Below are 19,665 nucleotides of genomic sequence, written 5' to 3' on the forward strand. Positions count from 1 at the left end.
CATCCCAAGACTTCATGGCCCCTTCATAAGCGTTCGATTTGGTACTCATTCTGAAGTCAGCATACTAACAGTTGCCCCTTTGTCGCAGATGGGGAGAATCAAACGCGTGCAACAACTCACGACTCAGAAATCCCAGATCGAAAGCCACACGCGGTTGCGTTCTGGAACCAAAAATAATCCGTTCGCCGCGTGTGGGTTTGATGTCATTCCTGATTTCAATGAATCTCCTGCGCTCACTTATTCTGTCTCGCTTTTGCCTCTTCGTTTGACGTTCACATATCGCACGACATCTCTGATCGTCTGAATTTTATCATAGTCGTTATCTGGAATCACGATATCATACTCATCCTCTAATTTCATCACGAGTTCAACCAGGTCCAGGGAATCTAGAGAATCGGCATTCAACTCTGCAAATCGAGAATCTACTGTGATCGAAGATGGCGTAGTGCCGAGCACATCTTGTGAATATTTTGTGAGTGATTTGACAAGTTCCGTAGAGAACCAGAGCAGACAACCACATTGAGGACAAGGCGCATCGTTTGCCGGGTCTGAAAACTCAATGCTGACACTGGCCCCACATACGGGACAATGACTGGGAAATCCTTCAGGTGTGCGGGAAGAAACTGTCATAGGCGTTTCCAATCCATTTATAACCGGCTTCCATACCAACTGCTGTTTACAACAGAAATCATAATTGACAATTAGAATCATTCAGATTCACTGGAACTCGTTGCGGGCTTGGATTCGCTTTGATCTGGGCTGCTCGAAAGTTCTGGATGCAACAGCTTCTTGAAATCAACAAACACAATCTTTGTATCACCCAGCGTGATATGCCCCGCCTTCAGTCCCTGGGAAGCCCCCGAGAAATACTGTTCTAATTTGGACAGTGGCACGATGGGAACGCCCTGGTGCGTTTCAATCAGTAGAATACTCCCTCTGGCCTGCGGCAGGTGTTTATCGTAATCCGTGTTGAAGGAAAGTTTCACAGTCCACCCCTCGCGTTGCGCCATCGTCTGCAGCATTTGATAATAAGGGGCATTCCCAATGATGTAACATTTGTGTTCCAGTTTGACGGCAGCGACCTCGTCGGTGGGAAGCAGACTCGCATCGAGTTTCGTAAAATACTCTCTGGTTTGCTGTTTCCAATCTTCCCACTGCAGCGACATGATCATTGCTTTGGGATCATTGCCTTTATGATAAGCAAAACGATTTCCAGGTAAGATTCGAGACTGGGGAGAGTAGCCCGGATACAGCTTGCGTGCCCCCGGATCGAGTAAGACCCACTGTTTGTCGAGATAAACTTCGAGAAAGACATGTCCCGACCAGGTTTGAAATGGCCGTCCTTGTTTCAAATCCCAGATCCAGAGCACATCCATCGTCTTCACCCAGACAGTCGGAATGCCGGCACGCTTCAAAAGCACGCCACACACAATCGCATAATCGGCACACCCGCCATAACAACCTTCTTTGACGACGGTATCATAGTTTCTCCAGTGGTACGCTTCATCGGCCTTATACTTGAGTGTCCCCGTCATCCAATCTAACACATTCAGGACAGTCTTGCGGTCACTTTTCCCTTTCAGCTTTAACGCCTGAGCGGCAATCTCTGCCTGATTTCCCAGGGAATCGGGAACTACGAGATACTTTGAAGGTGTTGCGTAGTCAATTGCATCAAAGACCGGCTCGGTCGCGAACGCAGTCGAGCTCAACAGAATCAGACAGACCAGTGATCGCCACATCGGAATACTCCTTTGATCAAGAAAAGAATCAGACTCGCTTATTGTCCTGATGCCACTGTCTAATTAGCCCCCTGCATCGCCTCCAGGTACATTCGATAACCTTCAAGCTCTTCATCAGTCACGGGTACCTGTTTGATGAACACAGGGTTGTCTTGTAAAAAACCTTCCTTTGCGATTGGAAAATGTCCAATCCCGATACCAGCCGGATCATTGAGACCTCCAAGCGTAAGCACCGCAGGATCAACGTCTGCTGGTTTCGCTGTGAATTTATTGGCGTAGCTACGAATATGCACGCTCATGTCATCTACTGCAAGCACCTTCATAACAGAAAAAGTACCTTCATTGTTCTGCGAATAGTACAGTCCGCCAACGACAATTTCCGGTGATGAATCATTTTTTTCGTTTTCGGAATGAGACGAGGAGCACCCGTATAACAAACACAGAATCGCGAGAATGATTATCGGTTGAAGCTGCTTCATCTTATTTCTTCCTGATTCCCTATCCAAGAAAATGTCCGGATAACGTTAATTACCCGGACATTTTTTCAATATCTCAATTTCCACTGGTCATTGCCAGAAGATCCAAATCTTACTTCACGCGCACCAGCTTCATCAACCGGCCGGAAACATTCCAGTCCTGCACATACAGGTTGCCCTCTTTGTCCCAGTACGAACCGTGTGTGCCACTGAAGATGCCTTCGCGCCATTTGTCCTGAGGCACGTTGAAGTTGACGCGGGTCTTGGGGTCTTCGTTATTACCAAGCACTGCGACAATCGTGTTGCTCTTGTCCAGAATCACCAGACGACCATGCAGGTCCGGCACGGAAACATAGTCTCCCTGAATGGAAACCGAGGTCGGCATGCCCAGTCCGGTGATGACTTCTTCGATGAAGTTGCCATTCAGATCGTAATGCAGCAGGCGGCCTTTGGGCTGATGGTTCCGGTCGCAGATCAACAGCCGCGGCGGGTCGTAGCGCGTATCCAGCGTCATTCCGTGGGCGGTGTTGAATTCCTTCATCCCGTTCCCTTTTTTGCCGAAGTGCGACAGATATTTCCCGTTCTTGTCGAACTTGAAAATATAGTTGCTCGCGTAACCGTCCGACAGAATAATATCCCCGTTCGGAGCAACCGTGATTGCCGTTGGAGCGAACTTCTTCAGATCGAGCCCCGATTCTTTCGGGAACGGCAGCTTGAGAATCATCTCCCCGGTCAGTGCGTTGAACTTGATGCCTTCGGCATTGGCATTTCGAGCCCCGTAAATGAATTCGCCGTCCGCTTCTTCGCGAATTTCCATATCATGAATATTGGAATATTCAGGCCCCAGAAAACGACGCACGACTTTTCCGTCAGGCGAAAACACCACCACGCCAATCCGGGCGCTCGTGTAAATGTTGCCCGCTTTGTCGATCACCACGCCGCCATGCGTCGGCCCTAATACAGAGCGGCCCTGCTCATCAAAGCCCCAGCCGGGAACCGTATCAAAGGTCATGATCCCGCTGCCCATTCGCACCGGAGCCACTTTCTCCGCCGCAAACCCTGGCACCGCCAGACAAAACACAACAGCCGCCGCAATCGAACACAAGCACTTCTTCATAATCCGGGTTCCTGTTTATTATTCATCGAGATTGAAAAGTCATCCATTCAGCATCGCCCCATTCAATATAAGGCGAATCACTCTAGTATCCAGCACCCCGACACACTTTGCAACCTGCGGGAAGAAAAAGCCGGCCAGGTAGTGCTTCTTAATTCGACTCTTCCATTCAAAGGGTGGAGGAACCGGGGCTAACGCCCTTCGGCTAATAAGTCATTCCGGCTGGGAAGTTAACTAAAAACAAAATCAGCCGCACGGCGTTAGCCGCGGTTAAAACCGACCTGGGTAAGTTTGCGGTCCTGAGAATCACACTCAAAACCATTCGGTCAATACGATTCAGCCCCGTCTCTCACGCCCGTTTCCGCTGTTTCTCCCCTTGAAAACCGCTGAAATCACAGACTTTACGATTTTTTCTCAATTTCCCTGTAACAGATTTCCGCGGTTCTCGCTGAGTGAGGTAGGCAGGCATGTGACCTGCAACACAATTGGGAACGGCCAGATCAAACCGTATGTCGTTCACCTCATTCTGGTACGAGAGAAAAGGATATAGAACAATGAAACGCTTCACACTCTGCATGGTAATCATGACAATGGTGTTCGGCACGGTTTCTCTGGACGCTTACGCCAGAGGAAAGGGCCGCTCGTCAGGTCGCTCTGGACGCTCAAGTATGTCTCGCTCAAGTCATTCCAGCGGTGCACGTCGGAGTTTCTCCAGCCGTTCCACACAACGCTATCAAGGCCGGTCAACAAGCTCGCGGTCGCCGCAACGGTTTCAAAGCCGGTCAACAAGCTCGCGATCACCACAACGATTTCAGAGTCGTTCGACAAGTTCGCGATCACCACAACGTACAACAAGTAAGTTCCCGACCACTCGCGATCACCGCGGCGGTAAATTAACCACTGTCCGCGATCATCGCGGCACAAGCACGCGAAAGCGGGTTGTCAATTCGGCTCCGAAACCCAGACCAACCATGAAACCGATTGGCAATACGCGGCCCCAGACGAAACCATTCACAGGGATGCGTCCTCGTCCGGGCAATGGTGCACCCAAACCACGGCCCGGTATCAAACCCATCGATCCAGGCATCGGTAACGGCAGACCAGGATTCGGCGGCATTCGTCCTCGTCCAGGCAATGGTGCACCCAAACCACGGCCCGGTATCAAACCCATCGATCCAGGTATCGGTAACGGCAGACCAGGATTAGGCGGCATTCGTCCTCGTCCGGGGAACGGTGCTCCCAAACCACGACCCGGTATCAAACCCATCGATCCAGGTATCGGTAACGGAAGACCAGGATTGGGCGGCATTCGTCCTCGTCCCGGGAATGGTGCTCCCAAACCACGGCCCAAACCACAGCCTCCCGTTGGCAACGGACCTCCGAAGCCACGGCCACCAAAGCCAAATCATCCGAAACCGAACAACCCCAAACCGGGAAAACCAGGACACGGTCATCATGGCGGTGGTCATCACGGCGGACACCACGGTCACGGTCATCATGGACACCACGGCAAACCCTGGTTCCACGCTCGACCCAACTACTGCTGGTGGTGGTTTAACTACTGCACGCCGCTGCAGAACTGCCGACCGGTTGACATCCAGTACTGTAACTACATCTACCCGACGTGTGACTATGTAACTCCGGCTGGTGTGGTTGTGGAAGATGCCCGCTGGTACCTGGGAATGAAAGGGATGATGCTGCCCGGTAAGGGAGTCGGCGTGGAATCCGTCGAACCAGACTCTCCTGCCGCAGTAGCCGGACTGGCTCCCGGAATGGTGATCACCAAGTGCAACGGAGTCGCGATTACCGACAACGATGTCTTAGCCCAGGTCATCGCCGAATCCGGCGGCGTACTGGAAATGGAACTCTACGAAAAACTGGACGGCCCGTTGATGGGAACCACGGTCGAAATGATCCGGCTCCCCGCCGCCAGCTTCTAAGGAGAAATCAGCGAATGAATCGCAAGGCAACCCCGATTAAACGTCCGGCAAGGTCTGAACCTTGTCGGGCGTTTTTTTGTCTGGTACTGTTGCTTGATACGACTCTTTCAACACATCTTCATTCGGAAATTTCCAGCCATGATTCGGGAACTCACTCCAGACGATCAGCCTGCGATCCTCGATTTCGCCTACCAGCGCGAGCAGGAAAATCTGTTTGTCATCGGCAGCTTTGATTTCCTGCCCCATCCCTTTGAGACCAACGTCTACCTGGGCTACTTTAAAGAGAATGAACTGCTGGGCCTGGGCACCTACTTTGGGCTCTGGAGTGATATCCAGATCAGCACGCAGAATCCCGAAGTCCACAACGCCCTCGTCGATGAATTCATGCAGCGAAACAAACCCGTGGAATACGTCGTCGGATTCAAACGGTATACGTTACAGACAATAGAACGCCTGCGATCGCACGGCATCGAGCCGAAAGCCACATATGAAGAGACCGTCTATCTCCTGACGCGCGCAACATTCCACAACCTGTCAACGGGAGCAGCAACGCAAGCGACACCCGCCGACGTAGATGAAATCGTGCGGCTCGAATATCAAGTGGAAGGCAAAAGCGCAGAGACGGAAGTGACACCCAAAGAACGGGATCGCATTCTGCCGGACAACGAATGGGTGCTCAGAAAAGAGGGGCAGATCATCTCCAAAGCCAATATCCACGGCGTTTCCAGACACTTTGCCCAAATCGGCGGCGTCTTAACACACCCCCAACATCAAAACCAAGGCTATGCGAAACAGACCGTCAGCACAGTCTGCCAACACTGGCTAGACCAGGGCAAACAGCCCCTCCTCTTCGTCAAAAACGACAACACACCGGCCATCAAAGTCTACGAAACCCTCGGCTTCCAACCCATCGACGAGTTTCTACTGGCTGAGTATGTTTGATGTTGGTGCGGGGATGAACCTCATATTCTTGAAAAAGTCGCCCGCCACTACACTACACTACACAGCACAGGATTCGCCGGAAACCGCTCCGGCGTTCGCATCACCAGTTTCAGATTCTGCGAAAACGGCAGCGAAACCTCATCAAAGGCAAACAGCGTCGTCGCCTGCATCTCATCAAAATACCCGCCGTGTGCATCACCACCGTGTTCTTCAGCCGAGATCACACCAGCCAACCCGGCCCAGACAATCCCCGCCACCAGCAACAGCCCCCAGCGCATCACACTGCCCCCCGGAAGAAAGAAAGATTAATGAGATGCGTTTCAGTGTAGAAGATTGAACCGGGGAAGCAATGAAATTCGTGTGAGAATACCATACTCATATAAAATGGAATTACCCTATCGAGGGTAGATAGTGTCTCATTTGGCAAGTACTGATAATGCAAAATAATAAAGAAATTTACTACTAGTATAAGCTGCATAATTTTGATAATCATCAGATTTTTCTGAGTCACCAAAATCACAAATTGACTTGAAGGCCATTGCAGTAGGACGTGGACCAGGACAAATTAGTGATGCCAAAAACAGTCCATAAATCTCCATTTCCACCCCCACTAACTTTCTGTCATGGGCTTTGATAGCATCTATAATATTTCGATTTTCAATCACTGCAGCACCAGAAGCAATCGGCCCAATTAACGCGCTTAAAGGCGTAGCAGCCCTTACACCATCCCAGTCGAGTTCAATCTGCTTTAAGATATGATCGTTTGTTAAAAATGCTTGCATTTCCTCTAATATTTTGGGCGAAAGCCTAATTGCGGTTGGTGCTGGTTCAAAAATTGAAGATTCGTTTTTTGAATTATCTATTCCGAGTTTAATCTTCCCGCTACCATAATCCCAAGACTGATCTGCGATTAGGATATCGCCAAAATTACCTCTTACACCGGCTGCAATTCCTGTCATAGCAATATACTTTGGTTTAAAGTGCTGACATATTTTCATTGCAAGTCCAGTAGTAGCAGTCATCCCAGCTTGAATAGCAGAAGCAGCAATTACAGAGATAGTTTTGCCACAACTCTTAAATTCTCCCCGATAATATAAAGTATCATCACCTGAAATAGATGTCTGCTGCCAATTGCCTTCAAGCATAAGTACTTGGTCGAGTTCTGGTGATTGCAATGCAGTAACAATAGCCAGATCCGTATGATAATCTTTCTGTTTTTCAATATTATTTACATTTGCGACATGGATTAAACCGTTAGTCAGTTGTTTTACCCATAGATCAGAACTTGTATCATAATACATTAAGATCCAAGTGAAATCTTCAAATTGTTTTTTGTATTCATTCAATTTTTCTTCATGAGCAGTCAGGCCGATTACATGAAATGGTATCTTAAATTCTTTTCTAGTTTTCAAATGTTGTAACAATTTTATTCCTGCATCTTCACGCACAGAGTCTCCAGGACGCATTGGAAGTTTCACATCCAAAACCATTAAATCATATTGATTTGATTTTAACTTTTGCCCTGCATCATAAACTGTTTCAACAATCGTTAAATCAACATCAACAGTTTCTTTACACACATCCGCTACTTGCGTTGCTTTTACGTTATCGTCTTCTACTATGATTACTTTTAACAAAGAGAATCTCCTAGGTGATCAATTTTTCAATCACTTTAGTTAGAGCAGTTTTCCAATCAGATTGTGCCGGATGATAATAGACAGCATCTCGATATACACTTGGAAAGTCATGTTTAAGTTCGGCTTTGAGCTGTTCTAAAGTTTTTTTATCATCAGAATCACCAAATGTCTCATATTGAGTTACAATGATTACTGGAATTACTAGAGGTTGTCTCATAACGTCAAAAAAAGTGAACGGTTTGGCGCGTCTTTTGCATGAAGTGTTCTCCTGAAAGGAGAATTTCTTATGTATATGACGCTGGTCTGGTGGCCCAAACGAAAACGGGTTTCCACAAAAACAGCGTCCAGGACGGAACGCCCGGTCGTTTTGACCGATAAACAATGGTCTTTAGTCGCAAAACTGTTTCCCTGGACTCCCCCTTCCAAAAAGGGAGGACGTCCAAAAGCCCATCCACGAGATTGCCTGGAAGGCATTCTCTGGATTTTGGTGACAGGAGCACGATGGAAAGATTTACCAAGAGAGTATCCCTCAAAAGCGACGTGCCATCGACGTTTCCAGCAATGGACGATCGAAGGGCGGCTCTTATCTGCCTGGCAAATCATCTTGGAACGAATGGATGATGCTGGCCAGATTGATTTCTCGGAAACCTTTGCTGATGGCACTTTTGCCTCGGCAAAAAAAGGGGTAGAAGAGTTGGCCCGACTCGTCGTGGCAAAGGCACAAAGGTCATGATTTTTGTCGATCGTCACGGGACACCTGTGGCGATCGACACAGAATCGGCCCGTCGTAGCGAAGTCAAGCTGATCGAACCGCTGCTTGAAAAAATCACATTGCAAAATCGACAACCCGAGCGACTTGTTTATGACAAAGCCGCCGATTCGGACTCGTTGCGCAAACGGCTGATGGAAAAGAATATCGATCTGATCTGCCCGCATCGAAAATCGAGAGTCAAACCGCCGACGCAAGATGGTCGAAAGCTTCCACGCTTCAAACGACGTTGGATTGTGGAACGCAGTATTGCCTGGCTCCACAACTATCGTCGCATTGTCACGCGCTGGGAATATCACGATTACCTCTACGAAAGCTTTGTAATTCTTGGGTGTTTATTTACACTATTAAAAAGGTTTTGAGATGCCCTCTAGTAATCGACGATCAATTTCTTCTAAAATATCTCTGCCAGCATATGCTCTAGTTCGCCCACCTTTATCTTTCGGTGTCACATCAAATGTTGGCATGCTCATATCAAGAAGAACAAGGTCGGGAGTAGACCCTAGTATTTCTTTTAGTCCACTCTGATAAGATCTACGCTCTGTGATCTCTGAGCTAGGTAATAACTCTTTAACAAAATTGACTAATTGTTTTCGTTTATTTTCATCATCCTCAATTATTACAGTTAGCATGGTATTACTTCTTCTGCTGTAAATACGAACGTAACACTAAATTGCCGCGGCTCAGGTTTCACTATAAGCTCAATTTCGATATCTAACATATTCAAATTAATTTGAATTAGTTTACCTAGTTTGTAATATCCACTATCCCCTTCACTTCGCACTTCTTGTCCTGATACACTGGACTTTACTCTTTCAGAAAGCTGGTTTGACAGGTCACGCAATTCTTCTAAGTCAATGTTTTGAGGCAAAGAATTTTCAATACTGATTGCTGCTCTCTCATCTTTTTCAAATATTTTTATTGATACATTCTCAGCACCATCTAAAGAGTATTTTACTGCATTTTCTAAAGGGATATAAATCATATCCACGAAATAAGTAAATGTTTCACCTGGAAGACGCCATTCCTTTAATTTTTCAACTACCAGTTGCTGAGTTTTATCAGGTGAAGTTCTTCGAAGCATTTCAATACTTGTTTTAACCACATGGTGAACTTCGTAATCTGGCATTGTGGCATCTCCGACAGTCTCAAACCATCCGGCAATTAAATCTAACTCCACTTGAATGTCAGTACGACATTTTCCTACACAGGCACTAAACTCAGATTGATTTAGCCTTGGTAACAAATAAATTATGTCTTGTTCTAACTCATTTAATGCATTGATTAATTTTGAACATAGTTCGTTACGAATTACATTTCGAACTTCTTTGAGAACAACTTTCGACCGAAGATTCAATTCCTCGATACACATATCTATAAAGTCACCTACAAATTCGATACTTCCATATTTTAAATATAAAGAGGCTAGTTGATAATCATCATACTCAAAGTCAAAAAGCCCATCCGGAGTTTCTTCGTTTCTAATCTGGATCCAACTCCTTTTTACATTATCAATGATCTCATCAATTGATTTCGAAAACGAACCTAGTCTTTCATCAATTTTTTCATATCCAATGATCTTTTGAAATCTTGAAGCCCAGTATTGATTGGAATGATATTTACCAGTTGAAGATTCAAGAGTGGTAATAATTTGCCTTTCTTCGAAAACTCGACGCATCTGACCAGCCAAAGTCCCATGCCTTATTCGTAAGCTTAAATATGAATCTAGTCCATACTCATTACTGGATATATATCGATATCTGATTTCATGAAATAGGATATTAAAGAGTTCAACTGCGGCGTCCAATTGAATTATATCTCTTTTGTTAATCACTCTTTTTGTATTAATATCAAATTCAAAAACAGAGTATCTAATACTTTCATCTAATCCATACCATTGCCGATACCTATCAAACCCTTCATAAAACGCACGATCTAATGATTTTTTTATACCAACCGTATCGACATATACCTTACTAGAATCTATTTGATGAACTGCATCTCTTACCGCTCTTGCTTGTGTTAAACGATGAATTTCATTCGAATACTCTTCGGCATTAGAAGAATCAATCCTCAGAAGATGTTGGCATAGCTTAATCCTTTCTTCTTCTAGATCATCAGATGATTCGTATGCTATTGAAGAATCTAGAATTTCTGTTACACATACGTATCGAAGAAAATAAACAAACCATGATTGCGAATATTCTTCACATTGAGATAAAAGCTCACTTGGTCTCGATGCCCCTTTATCTGAAAGAAATTTGTCCAACAGAATAAACAGTTTTTTATTGTTATTTGGTAATGAATTTTCTTTATAATAAATCGAGTTTAATACTGCCCAACCAAAATGTGTCATTTTTTCGTAACCACCGAGGATGTCATGCTGAACTATCAAATCCCATACGGGAACTGACAATAGAAATTCTCGGCGAGTAAAATAAACACTAAGTACTAGCTTCAGACATTTATTGAGTTGCTCTGTAGCAAGGAAAGCTTTAAACAATCCTTCAATTGCATGACATTCGAATATTTGATTTCCTGAAGACTTTTCCTTCAAATCCTCAAATACCAAAACTGCATCAGAATACTCTCCATTTCTAATTCTGCCTACCCCTTGATAAGCTAGTTGGCGCTCACTTGGTACATCTAAATCAGTACATTGAGAATCACTATTCAACAAGTAATTGAATAATTTCAAAGTTACTGTTTCACCAAATATTCCTCTAAATGATTCGTAATAACATTTAGATTCGCTAGAGTTTTTAAATACATCGAGAAATCGAGGAGTTGGAACAGATGTATTAATCTCTCTCAAAAGAGGAAGGTTAAGATTATCATGAATTGTTTGGTGACGTCTTACAAAGGCATATAACTGTGGACCAAGTGTTGTATTCCAAAAAATATAAGCGGCTTTTTCAAGACGGAGCAAACTATCATCGGCACTGGGTGTTCTCGCGAATACATGATAAATATTTTCTATTATTTCACTCAAATAAGTTTCTTTATCTCCTTCTCTTTTAGGTTGTGCACCTAAATGAATCAGAGATTTGCAATACAGTTCGTAGAACTCAAGTTGTATTGGGTTCTCTGCTAAAAGTATGTATGAATCTTCCAGTGCTTTTTTGTAATCCCCACGAGTATAAGTATCTATTACTCCATTAACTTTACTTGAATATTCAATATTCTCAGATTGAATTAACCCAGAACAAGCCGTGGATATCATGTTAATACGAGACTCATCAAATCCCGTACCAAGACACTTGAGAGCTTGATCTACAAGTTTTCTATTTTTCTCTAAATTGAATACTGTTAAATACTCTAATACTTTGACAAATAATAGAAATCGATCTACAACAGCGTAGCAACTTTCAATATTTAGAATTTGAATCAGATTATGTTCTGTGAACTTCCGAAAGGAAAAATAACAAGATTTGAACCAAAGATAAGCCACGTTTGCAAACAAGTCGCCTTCGTGGATGTAGTCACTAAAAAATTCATGCATTGAATCAATATAAGCAGCAATTGAAAACTCATGCTCTGCTCTTCTACTAGAAAATTCTAACAACATCTTCGCAAAATAATCATCAGTGGAATTTAATGCTGACTGAAGTTCTACCCTATTACTTTTTATTCCACTATGTAATTCTGCTAATAGAATGGCCGATTCAGAAGCCCAAAGAGATGCCTTAAAGTTTTGTTTGATATTTTAGTAAATTCTCAGCTAAGTTCAGGTCACCTGAAACTATTGCTACCTCAAATTGTTTTTTCTCTTGAAGAAAAGAGTTAATTTCATTCTGCCACACTTTTAGTCCTATTGCAGTCCAAGTTAACTCATTCGACAAGCTTAGTGCATCATTTGTTGGTAGAACTGGAAGGAATTCATTTAAGTTAGAGGGAAAAGGAATACCATATAATTTTTTACTAACATGTGGCAGTCGAGGGGCTCGTTTCAAAACATATGAAATGACCTGAGGAGATTCGCTTTTCAGATCTTCTGTATCAATATCCTTATTAGAAAAACCTTTAAGTAGCCCATCAATATATTGATGAGATTTGTTTTTCAGAGAATTAGTCTTGTTTTTATTTTTCGATTTCGTTCTTAACTTTCGAGTTTTATTTTGTTTTCTCTTGCCCATAAGATCTTTTAACTCGTAATAATAAGCGTTTTATTGTAATTACAGACTTTAAAGAGATGCAGAAATTAGTTTCTCTATATTAGGTATAGATAAAATACCTAATATGAACAAAAGAATCCATCATTTAAATATTAAAGTACAAGCCCGCATATTACATTGAGTACTACTATTTTCATTTATTCACAATTTTCAATTTAGATTACAAACGTTGCCTCAAGCCGTCTTATGAAAATTAGATTGAATATAGTCAGAATTTGCATCTAACATTAACTATGAAAAAAAAGGCAGCCCCGAAGGACTGCCTTTCTGAGTGTTCATATTTGATGATCGGTGTATTACAGTTTCCACCCGTCTGCCAGCACAGTCCCTTTCGGTACGACGATAATTCCGTCGCGGATCAGGACATCGCTGTGGTCGAAGTCCTGTTCGGTGTGGCCGTTGAGTTCGATGCGGACGTTTTTGCCGACCCGGCAGTTTTTATCGACAATGGCCCCGTCGATATAAGCACCCTCATCGATGCCAAAGGGAGGCAGACCGTCATCCGCGGTTTCTTTACACTGGTCCTGATAAAAGTCGGCTCCCATCACGATTGAATTTTTAATCGTCACGTTCTTGCCGATACGGCAGCGCAGGCCGATCACGCTGTTTTCAATCACGGCTCCTTCATCAATTTCACAACCATCGGCGATCAGACTGCGTTTGATGTTGGTGCCTTCGCAGCGCGTCGGTGGCAGGAAGCGGGGACGCGAATAGATGGGCGCCTTCTCGACGACAAAATCGAAGGGCGGATCGGGATGCGTCAGCGCCAGGTTCGCATCAAAGAACGAACGGATCGTCCCGATGTCTTCCCAGTAGCCATCGAACAGATGCGCGTGGACCTTGTGCGTGCGAATCGACATCGGAAAGATTTCTTTACCGAAGTCTTCGTAATCGGTTTTCTTCAACAGATCCACCAGCAGATCGCGATTAAACAGGTAGATGCCCATACTGGCCAGACAGTCGCGGCCCCGGCTTTCGATACCCTGCTGATCGATCCATTCCGACGGTGTGCGAACCATAGCCAGCTCTTCTTCTGTCTGTGGTTTTTCCAGGAAGCTTTCCACGCGTCCTGCATCGTTCACTTTCATAATGCCGAATGCGGAAGCCTGCTCGCTGGAGAGAGGCACCGTGGCGATCGTCACATCGGCCTTCGAGTCGATGTGTGTCTGCAGCATTTCCAGATAATCCATGCGATAGAGCTGATCGCCGGATAGGATCAGAACGTAATCAATGTCCGACTGTTCGATGCAGCGGATATTTTTGCGGACCGCGTCAGCCGTCCCCTGATACCAGTCAGTCCCTTCCATCGTCTGCTGTGCGGCCAGAATTTCCACAAAGCCGCCACCAAAGGAATCGAACTTGTAGGTCTGGCGAATATGACGGTGCAGACTGACCGAGTTGAACTGCGTGATCAAGTAAATACGACTCAGTTCGCTATTAATACAGTTCGAAATCGGAATATCAATCAACCGATATTTTCCCGCCAGAGGAACCGCGGGTTTAGAACGAAACTGTGTAAGCGGAAACAGACGTGTGCCCTTTCCTCCCCCCAGGATGAGGCTGACGACATTTTTCATAAAGTAACCTGATTCTAGTGCAACGCACTGATAACGTGAGTTCGTACATTTTTCTAAGCAAACTTAATGAACAGCCTGCCCGTTGGTAATTCTCTTCTGTATTTGTTTCATGTTACTTAATTTTCAACATGCAAACCAGTTTATAAAGACCTGTACTCCACTGGCTCATGAAAAATTCTCAGTCGAAATCAAATCTGTATTGATCAGGCAAATTAGGAGAATTCCAGGCTGTGAACTGCTTATCGCCAGCGTTAAGATATGATAAATTCTCCATCTATACTCATTTTGATGCATCATTTGTCTCGCCGAGGAGTGCTACCTTGTTTCCTGTCCACTGTCTGAAATTGTCGTCGTTGATACGCGTCCCTGTCGCTACGGTTTGTCTGCTCTCGCTTTTCGGTATGCAATCCAGTTTTGCAGAAACGCCTTACACACCTGCGATCGCCGAAGCATCCAAAGAAGGTGAGCAAGCGATTCAGGGTTTTCGTGTGCCGAAGGGGATGACGGTCAGCCTGTTTGCAGCAGAACCCTTGCTGGCAAATCCGGTGGCATTCTGTATCGACGAGCAGGGCCGGTTTTATGTTGCAGAAACATTCCGACAGGGAAAAGGCGTGGAAGACAATCGCGGCCACATGAACTGGCTGCACGACGATCTGGCTGCCGAAACGCTTGAAGATCGCCTGGCTTTCTTCAAGAAACATCTCAAAGAGGGAGTCAAAGAATACGCACGCGAACACGATCGCATCCGCCTGGTGGAAGACCGGGACCATGACGGCAAAGCCGACCATGCGAGTGTCTTCGCCGACGGATTCAACGGCATTCTGGAAGGTACCGGCGCCGGGATTCTGGCCCGCGGCGGATACGTCTACTACACGTGCATTCCGCATGTCTGGAAACTCAGCGACACCGCCCACGAAGGCAAAGCGACGCTGCGGGAAAAGTTGAGTAGCGGTTACGGTATCCGTGTTGCCTTTCGCGGTCATGACCTGCACGGCTTGAAGCTCGGCCCTGACGGACGCCTCTATTTCAGCATCGGCGACCGCGGATACAACATCAAAACCAAAGAAGGCAAGCACCTGTTCCGACCCGATACGGGAGCCGTCTTCCGTTGTAATCTCGATGGCACCGAGCTGGAAGAATTCGCTTACGGCTTGCGAAACCCGCAGGAATTGACGTTTGACGATTATGGCAATCTCTTCACCGGCGATAACAATTCGGATAGCGGCGACAAAGCCCGCTGGGTGTATGTGGTCGAAGGAGGCGACACCGGCTGGCGGATGTATTATCAATACCTCAGCGATCGTGGTCCCTTCAACCGGGAAAAAATCTGGCACCCTGCCCACAAAGGACAACCCGCTTACATGGTTCCCCCCGTGATCAATCTTGCCGACGGTCCTTCCGGGCTTGTGCATTATCCGGGCGTCGGTTTGTCGGATCGCTACAAAGATCACTTCTTCCTGGCCGACTTCCGCGGCACACCTTCCCGCAGTGGAATTCGATCCTTTGCTGTGAAACCGAAAGGGGCGTCCTTCGAACTGACCGATTCGCATGAATTCATCTGGCAGATTCTGGCTACCGATGTCGACTTCGGCTACGACGGCAGTCTGTATGTGAGCGACTGGGTGAATGGCTGGAACGGACTGGGCAAAGGCCGGATCTACGAGTTCACCGATACCGAACATGCGAAAGCTGCCAAAGCCGCACATTCCGCCGAACTGATGAAAGAGGGCTTCTCCCAACGTTCCATCAAAGAATTAACGAAGCTGCTGTCACACCCCGATCAACGCATTCGCATGGAAGCGCAGTTTGCTCTCGTCGATGAAGGCGCCTTAGAAGCATTACAGAGTGTGGCCCTCGATTCGAAAGATCAGCTTGCCCGCCTGCATGCCATCTGGGGCATCGGTCAACTGGGTCGCAAAACCTCATCCGACGTTTCCGGCATTCAAAGCCTGCTGAAAGACGCCGACGGCGAAGTCCGCGGGCAGACCGCAAAAGTGATCGGCGAAGCAGATTTCAAAGCCGCCGTGCCGGCTCTCATCGAACTGGTTTCCGATCCCAACGCCCGCGTGCAATATTTCGCTACGGTGGCACTGGGAAATCTCGAAGCCGCCGATGCGATTCCCGCGTTATTTGATCTGCTCAAGAAAAATAACAATGACGACCCGATGCTGCGACACGCGGCGATTCTAGCGTTGGCACGAATCGGAGACGCCGAACAGTTGATTGCCGCCGCGAATAATGAATCAGCGGCCATACGACTGGGAGCCGTCGTGGCGCTCCGTCGTCTGAAACGCAAAGAGGTGGGTCTGTTCCTGCAGGATTCTGACCCGCTTGTTGTGTTGGAAGCAGCTCGTGCGATTAACGACGCCCCCATTCCCGGCGCGGTTTCTGATTTGGCTGCCGTTTCGATTCGCCCCGATCAGTCCGAAGCGTTATTACGCCGCGTGATGAATGCGAACTTCCGTCTGGGTGGTGCCGAGAATGCGGCCGCGGTCGCAAAAATCGCCGCCGACAGTAAAGTTCCGGAAGCACTCCGTCTGGAAGCGATTGAAGAACTGAGCCAATGGAACGAGCCTTCCCCACTCGATCGAGTACTGGGACGCTGGCAGCCGATTGAAAACCGAAAACCCATCGAACTGACCGGCATTGTCGGCCCCATTGTACCAGATCTGTTTCAGAGTTCCGAGAAGGTCAAAACCGCGGGCACGGGACTGGCTGAGAAATACGGCATCAAAGCAGCGGCTCCGATGCTGGCAAAAATGGTCGCCGATACCAAACGCCCGGTGGATGTGCGTGTCGCCTCTTTGAAAGCCTTGGATAAACTGGGATATTCCAGTATTACCGACGTCGCCAAAACCGCGATCAAAGACAAAAAAGCAGCCCTGCGAGTGACCGGCAGAAACGTACTGGCTCGACATCAGCCGGAAGCGGCCCTCCCAGAGCTGGAACAGGCCATTGAAAAAGGCCAGACATCCGAAAAACAGGGCGCCATCGCGACCTTGACCGAAATGAAACTCCCCGCAGTGACAGAGATTTTAGTGCGCTGGATGCAGCGACTTGCCAAAGGCGAGGTGCCAGCCGAGATACAACTCGATTTACTCAAAGCAGCCAGGCAGAAACAGACTCCCGAGCTGGATCAACTGCTCGTAGCCTTTGATCAGAGCCGGCCCAAAGATGATGCGATCAGCGGTTATATTGAAACGCTGTCCGGCGGCAATGCAGCCCGCGGTCGCGAGATCTTTTATGGACGGAGCGACACATCATGCCGCCGTTGTCATATGATCAAAAATAACGGTGGTGAAGTTGGCCCCGATTTGTCCGGGATCGGCATCGATAAAGACCGGCGGTATCTGCTGGAAGCAATCGTAGCGCCGAATAAAGCCATCGCCAAGGGATTCGAAACAGCAGTGCTGGCCACTCTGGACGGCAAAGTTCTGGTAGGCATCGTGCGAAAAGAGGATGATAAAGTAATCGTGTTAATGGATGCGAAAGGGACGATCAGTCGCGTGTTGAAGGAAGACATCGACGAACGGGCATCAGGAAAATCAGCCATGCCCGAAGAGATCGTCAAACAGCTCAGCAAAGACGATTTGCGCGATCTGGTGGAATTTCTGAGTCGTCAGAAACAAAAAAAGAAAGCGACTTCCAACAAACATGAAGGTTGATCGTTGGTTGTTTCTGCAGAAATATATTTATAAAATCGCCTCCTTGTTTTGCGTGGGACTGCTGGCTAAAATGAAGATATAACGAAACAGAGAAATAAGCCTCTGCCTTGTTGATTCAAAATCGTGAGTTGACCCTACAAATATTAAACTGGGGACCCCCGAAATTCGGCTGCGTGTATATCCGGTATATCCGGCTCACACAACCCGGGTTATCAGGTCCCCACTTTGCAATCACGGGTTCTAATATACCCGCGTCTGAATCACTTGGTGGAGGTTTTTTTCATGGGCTTATTCGACCAGCAGGAAGCCAGTAATCTGGAAAAAGCCAAACCGCTGGCAGCCCGTATGCGTCCCGCTTCGCTGGAAGAATTTGCCGGGCAGCAGCATTTTCTGGGTGAGGGCAAGTTACTTCGCCGCATCCTGGCCGCAGATCGGATTGGCTCGCTGATTTTCTACGGTTCTCCTGGCACCGGAAAGACGTCTCTCGCCGAACTCATCGCTCGCCAGTCCCACCGCCGTTTTGAAGCGTTGAACGCGGCATCTGCCGGGATCAAAGAGGTCCGAGCCGCCCTCGACCGGGCACGCAACGAATTGGCCACCGGCGGCAAACAGACGATTTTGTTCATCGACGAGCTGCATCATTTCAGCAAGGTCCAGCAGGATGTCCTCTTGCCCGATGTGGAATCGGGAGTGGTTTCTTTAATTGGTGCGACGACATCAAACCCGTTTTTCTCACTCGTTTCGGCGCTCATCAGCCGCAGCCAGATCTTTGAATTTCAGCCGCTGACTGCCGACGAAATTCTGACACTGATGCAACGGGCACTCCGCGATGAAAAGCGAGGGCTCGGCCGCTACAAAGTGACCGTGGAGCCGGAAGCCCTTGATTTTCTGATCGAAGTCTGTGACGGCGATGCGCGGCGTTCGTTAAACGCGTTGGAAATCGGCGTGCTTTCGATTCACGGCAGTGATCGCGTTTTCGATCTCGAAGTCGCGCAGGAATCGATCCAGAAAAAAGCGATTCAATACGATCAGGACGGCGATTCGCACTACGATTCCGCCAGTGCGCTGATCAAAAGCATGCGCGGCAGTGATCCTGATGCTGCCTTATACTGGTTGGCACGCATGATCGAAGCAGGCGAAGATCCCCGTTTTCTCGCCCGCCGCATTGTGATCGCGGCTTCGGAAGACGTTGGCAACGCTGATCCGACGGCTCTGATGCTGGCCATGTCCGCCTTTGACGCGGTCGAAAAAATCGGTATGCCGGAAGGCCGCATTTTACTGGCACAAGCGGTCACCTATATCGCCACCGCACCAAAATCGAATGCTTCGTACGTCGCCATTGATGAGGCGCTCAGTGATGTGCGAAATAAATCGTTGCTGCCCGTCCCCATTCATTTGAAAGACAGTCACTATCCCGGTGCTGCGAAATTAGGGCACGGTGAAGGTTACCAGTACGCTCATGCATCCGAAGAGGGCTGGGTCGATCAGGATTATCTGGGGGTCGAGAAAGAATACTATCGCCCGGTTGAACGGGGCTTTGAAGCCACGATTCGCAAGCGGCTGGAAGTCTTTAAGCAGCGGCGCAAAAAAACAGGAACGGATGATAACAACCGTTCCTGATCCCCCCTCTG

General features: G+C 47.2%; 16 protein-coding genes. 6 read left to right on the forward strand and 10 right to left on the reverse strand.

The features are described 5' to 3' along the window. Positions 1–237: 237 nt before the first annotated feature. The 4 genes from Pan241w_RS29930 to Pan241w_RS22600 form a co-directional block, all read right to left on the reverse strand. A complete protein-coding gene (locus Pan241w_RS29930) occupies positions 238–510 on the reverse strand; it encodes an acyl carrier protein (protein WP_390621026.1) in 273 nt (90 codons plus the stop codon). A 197-nt stretch (positions 511–707) separates the two neighbouring features. Further along, positions 708–1,739, reverse strand: a complete 1,032-nt coding sequence (locus tag Pan241w_RS22590; RefSeq protein WP_145220210.1) for a transglutaminase-like domain-containing protein — start codon at positions 1,737–1,739, stop codon at positions 708–710. 59 nt (positions 1,740–1,798) lie between these two features. Beyond that, positions 1,799–2,218, reverse strand: coding sequence for a hypothetical protein (locus Pan241w_RS22595; protein ID WP_145220212.1), 420 nt, complete (start codon positions 2,216–2,218; stop codon positions 1,799–1,801). 109 nt (positions 2,219–2,327) lie between these two features. Further along, positions 2,328–3,332, reverse strand: coding sequence for a 6-bladed beta-propeller (locus Pan241w_RS22600; protein ID WP_145220214.1), 1,005 nt, complete (start codon positions 3,330–3,332; stop codon positions 2,328–2,330). A 551-nt stretch (positions 3,333–3,883) separates the two neighbouring features. Between Pan241w_RS22600 and Pan241w_RS22605 the strand changes: the two genes are divergently transcribed. Beyond that, complete coding sequence (locus Pan241w_RS22605; protein WP_145220216.1) at positions 3,884–5,269, forward strand: PDZ domain-containing protein; 1,386 nt, start codon at positions 3,884–3,886, stop codon at positions 5,267–5,269. A 138-nt stretch (positions 5,270–5,407) separates the two neighbouring features. Next, positions 5,408–6,211: a GNAT family N-acetyltransferase gene (locus tag Pan241w_RS22610; RefSeq protein ID WP_145220218.1), complete on the forward strand. Its 804-nt coding sequence runs from the start codon at positions 5,408–5,410 to the stop codon at positions 6,209–6,211. Positions 6,212–6,258: 47 nt separating this feature from the next. On the opposite strand, the gene Pan241w_RS22615 is transcribed toward Pan241w_RS22610, so the two are convergent. Beyond that, positions 6,259–6,489 (reverse strand): hypothetical protein, encoded by a 231-nt coding sequence (locus Pan241w_RS22615; protein WP_145220220.1) that lies wholly within the window; start codon positions 6,487–6,489, stop codon positions 6,259–6,261. 138 nt (positions 6,490–6,627) lie between these two features. Next, a complete protein-coding gene (locus Pan241w_RS22620; RefSeq protein WP_145220222.1) occupies positions 6,628–7,848 on the reverse strand; it encodes a phosphorylase family protein in 1,221 nt (406 codons plus the stop codon). Positions 7,849–8,134: 286 nt separating this feature from the next. Here Pan241w_RS22620 and Pan241w_RS22625 point away from each other — a divergent pair, with 286 nt between their 5' ends. Both Pan241w_RS22625 and Pan241w_RS22630 read left to right on the forward strand, forming a co-directional pair. Beyond that, entirely contained in the window at positions 8,135–8,581 is a 447-nt protein-coding gene (locus tag Pan241w_RS22625) for a transposase (RefSeq protein WP_145209666.1), read from the forward strand. Further along, the gene (locus Pan241w_RS22630) at positions 8,578–8,979 is read left to right on the forward strand and encodes a transposase (RefSeq protein WP_145209663.1); all 402 of its coding nucleotides are present in this window, start codon (positions 8,578–8,580) and stop codon (positions 8,977–8,979) included. Before Pan241w_RS22625 ends, Pan241w_RS22630 begins: the two co-directional genes overlap by 4 nt. Here the strand turns inward: Pan241w_RS22630 and Pan241w_RS22635 are convergent. From Pan241w_RS22635 to Pan241w_RS22650, 4 genes are all read right to left on the reverse strand, one after another. After that, on the reverse strand, positions 8,965–9,249 hold the full coding sequence (locus Pan241w_RS22635) for a response regulator (protein WP_145220224.1): 285 nt from the start codon (positions 9,247–9,249) through the stop codon (positions 8,965–8,967). The genes Pan241w_RS22630 and Pan241w_RS22635 overlap by 15 nt on opposite strands. After that, positions 9,243–12,185, reverse strand: coding sequence for a hypothetical protein (locus Pan241w_RS22640; RefSeq protein ID WP_145220226.1), 2,943 nt, complete (start codon positions 12,183–12,185; stop codon positions 9,243–9,245). Before Pan241w_RS22640 ends, Pan241w_RS22635 begins: the two co-directional genes overlap by 7 nt. Before the next feature lie 118 nt (positions 12,186–12,303). Beyond that, positions 12,304–12,753, reverse strand: a complete 450-nt coding sequence (locus tag Pan241w_RS22645; RefSeq protein WP_145220228.1) for a hypothetical protein — start codon at positions 12,751–12,753, stop codon at positions 12,304–12,306. Positions 12,754–13,088: 335 nt separating this feature from the next. After that, on the reverse strand, positions 13,089–14,369 hold the full coding sequence (locus Pan241w_RS22650) for a glucose-1-phosphate adenylyltransferase (protein ID WP_145220230.1): 1,281 nt from the start codon (positions 14,367–14,369) through the stop codon (positions 13,089–13,091). Positions 14,370–14,689: 320 nt separating this feature from the next. Here Pan241w_RS22650 and Pan241w_RS22655 point away from each other — a divergent pair, with 320 nt between their 5' ends. Beyond that, positions 14,690–18,034 (forward strand): PVC-type heme-binding CxxCH protein, encoded by a 3,345-nt coding sequence (locus Pan241w_RS22655; RefSeq protein WP_232107240.1) that lies wholly within the window; start codon positions 14,690–14,692, stop codon positions 18,032–18,034. A 282-nt stretch (positions 18,035–18,316) separates the two neighbouring features. Then, positions 18,317–19,654 (forward strand): replication-associated recombination protein A, encoded by a 1,338-nt coding sequence (locus Pan241w_RS22660; RefSeq protein WP_145220232.1) that lies wholly within the window; start codon positions 18,317–18,319, stop codon positions 19,652–19,654. Positions 19,655–19,665: the final 11 nt, after the last annotated feature.

This window comes from Gimesia alba, from assembly GCF_007744675.1.
In the GTDB taxonomy this organism is placed as follows: Bacteria; Planctomycetota; Planctomycetia; order Planctomycetales; family Planctomycetaceae; genus Gimesia; species Gimesia alba.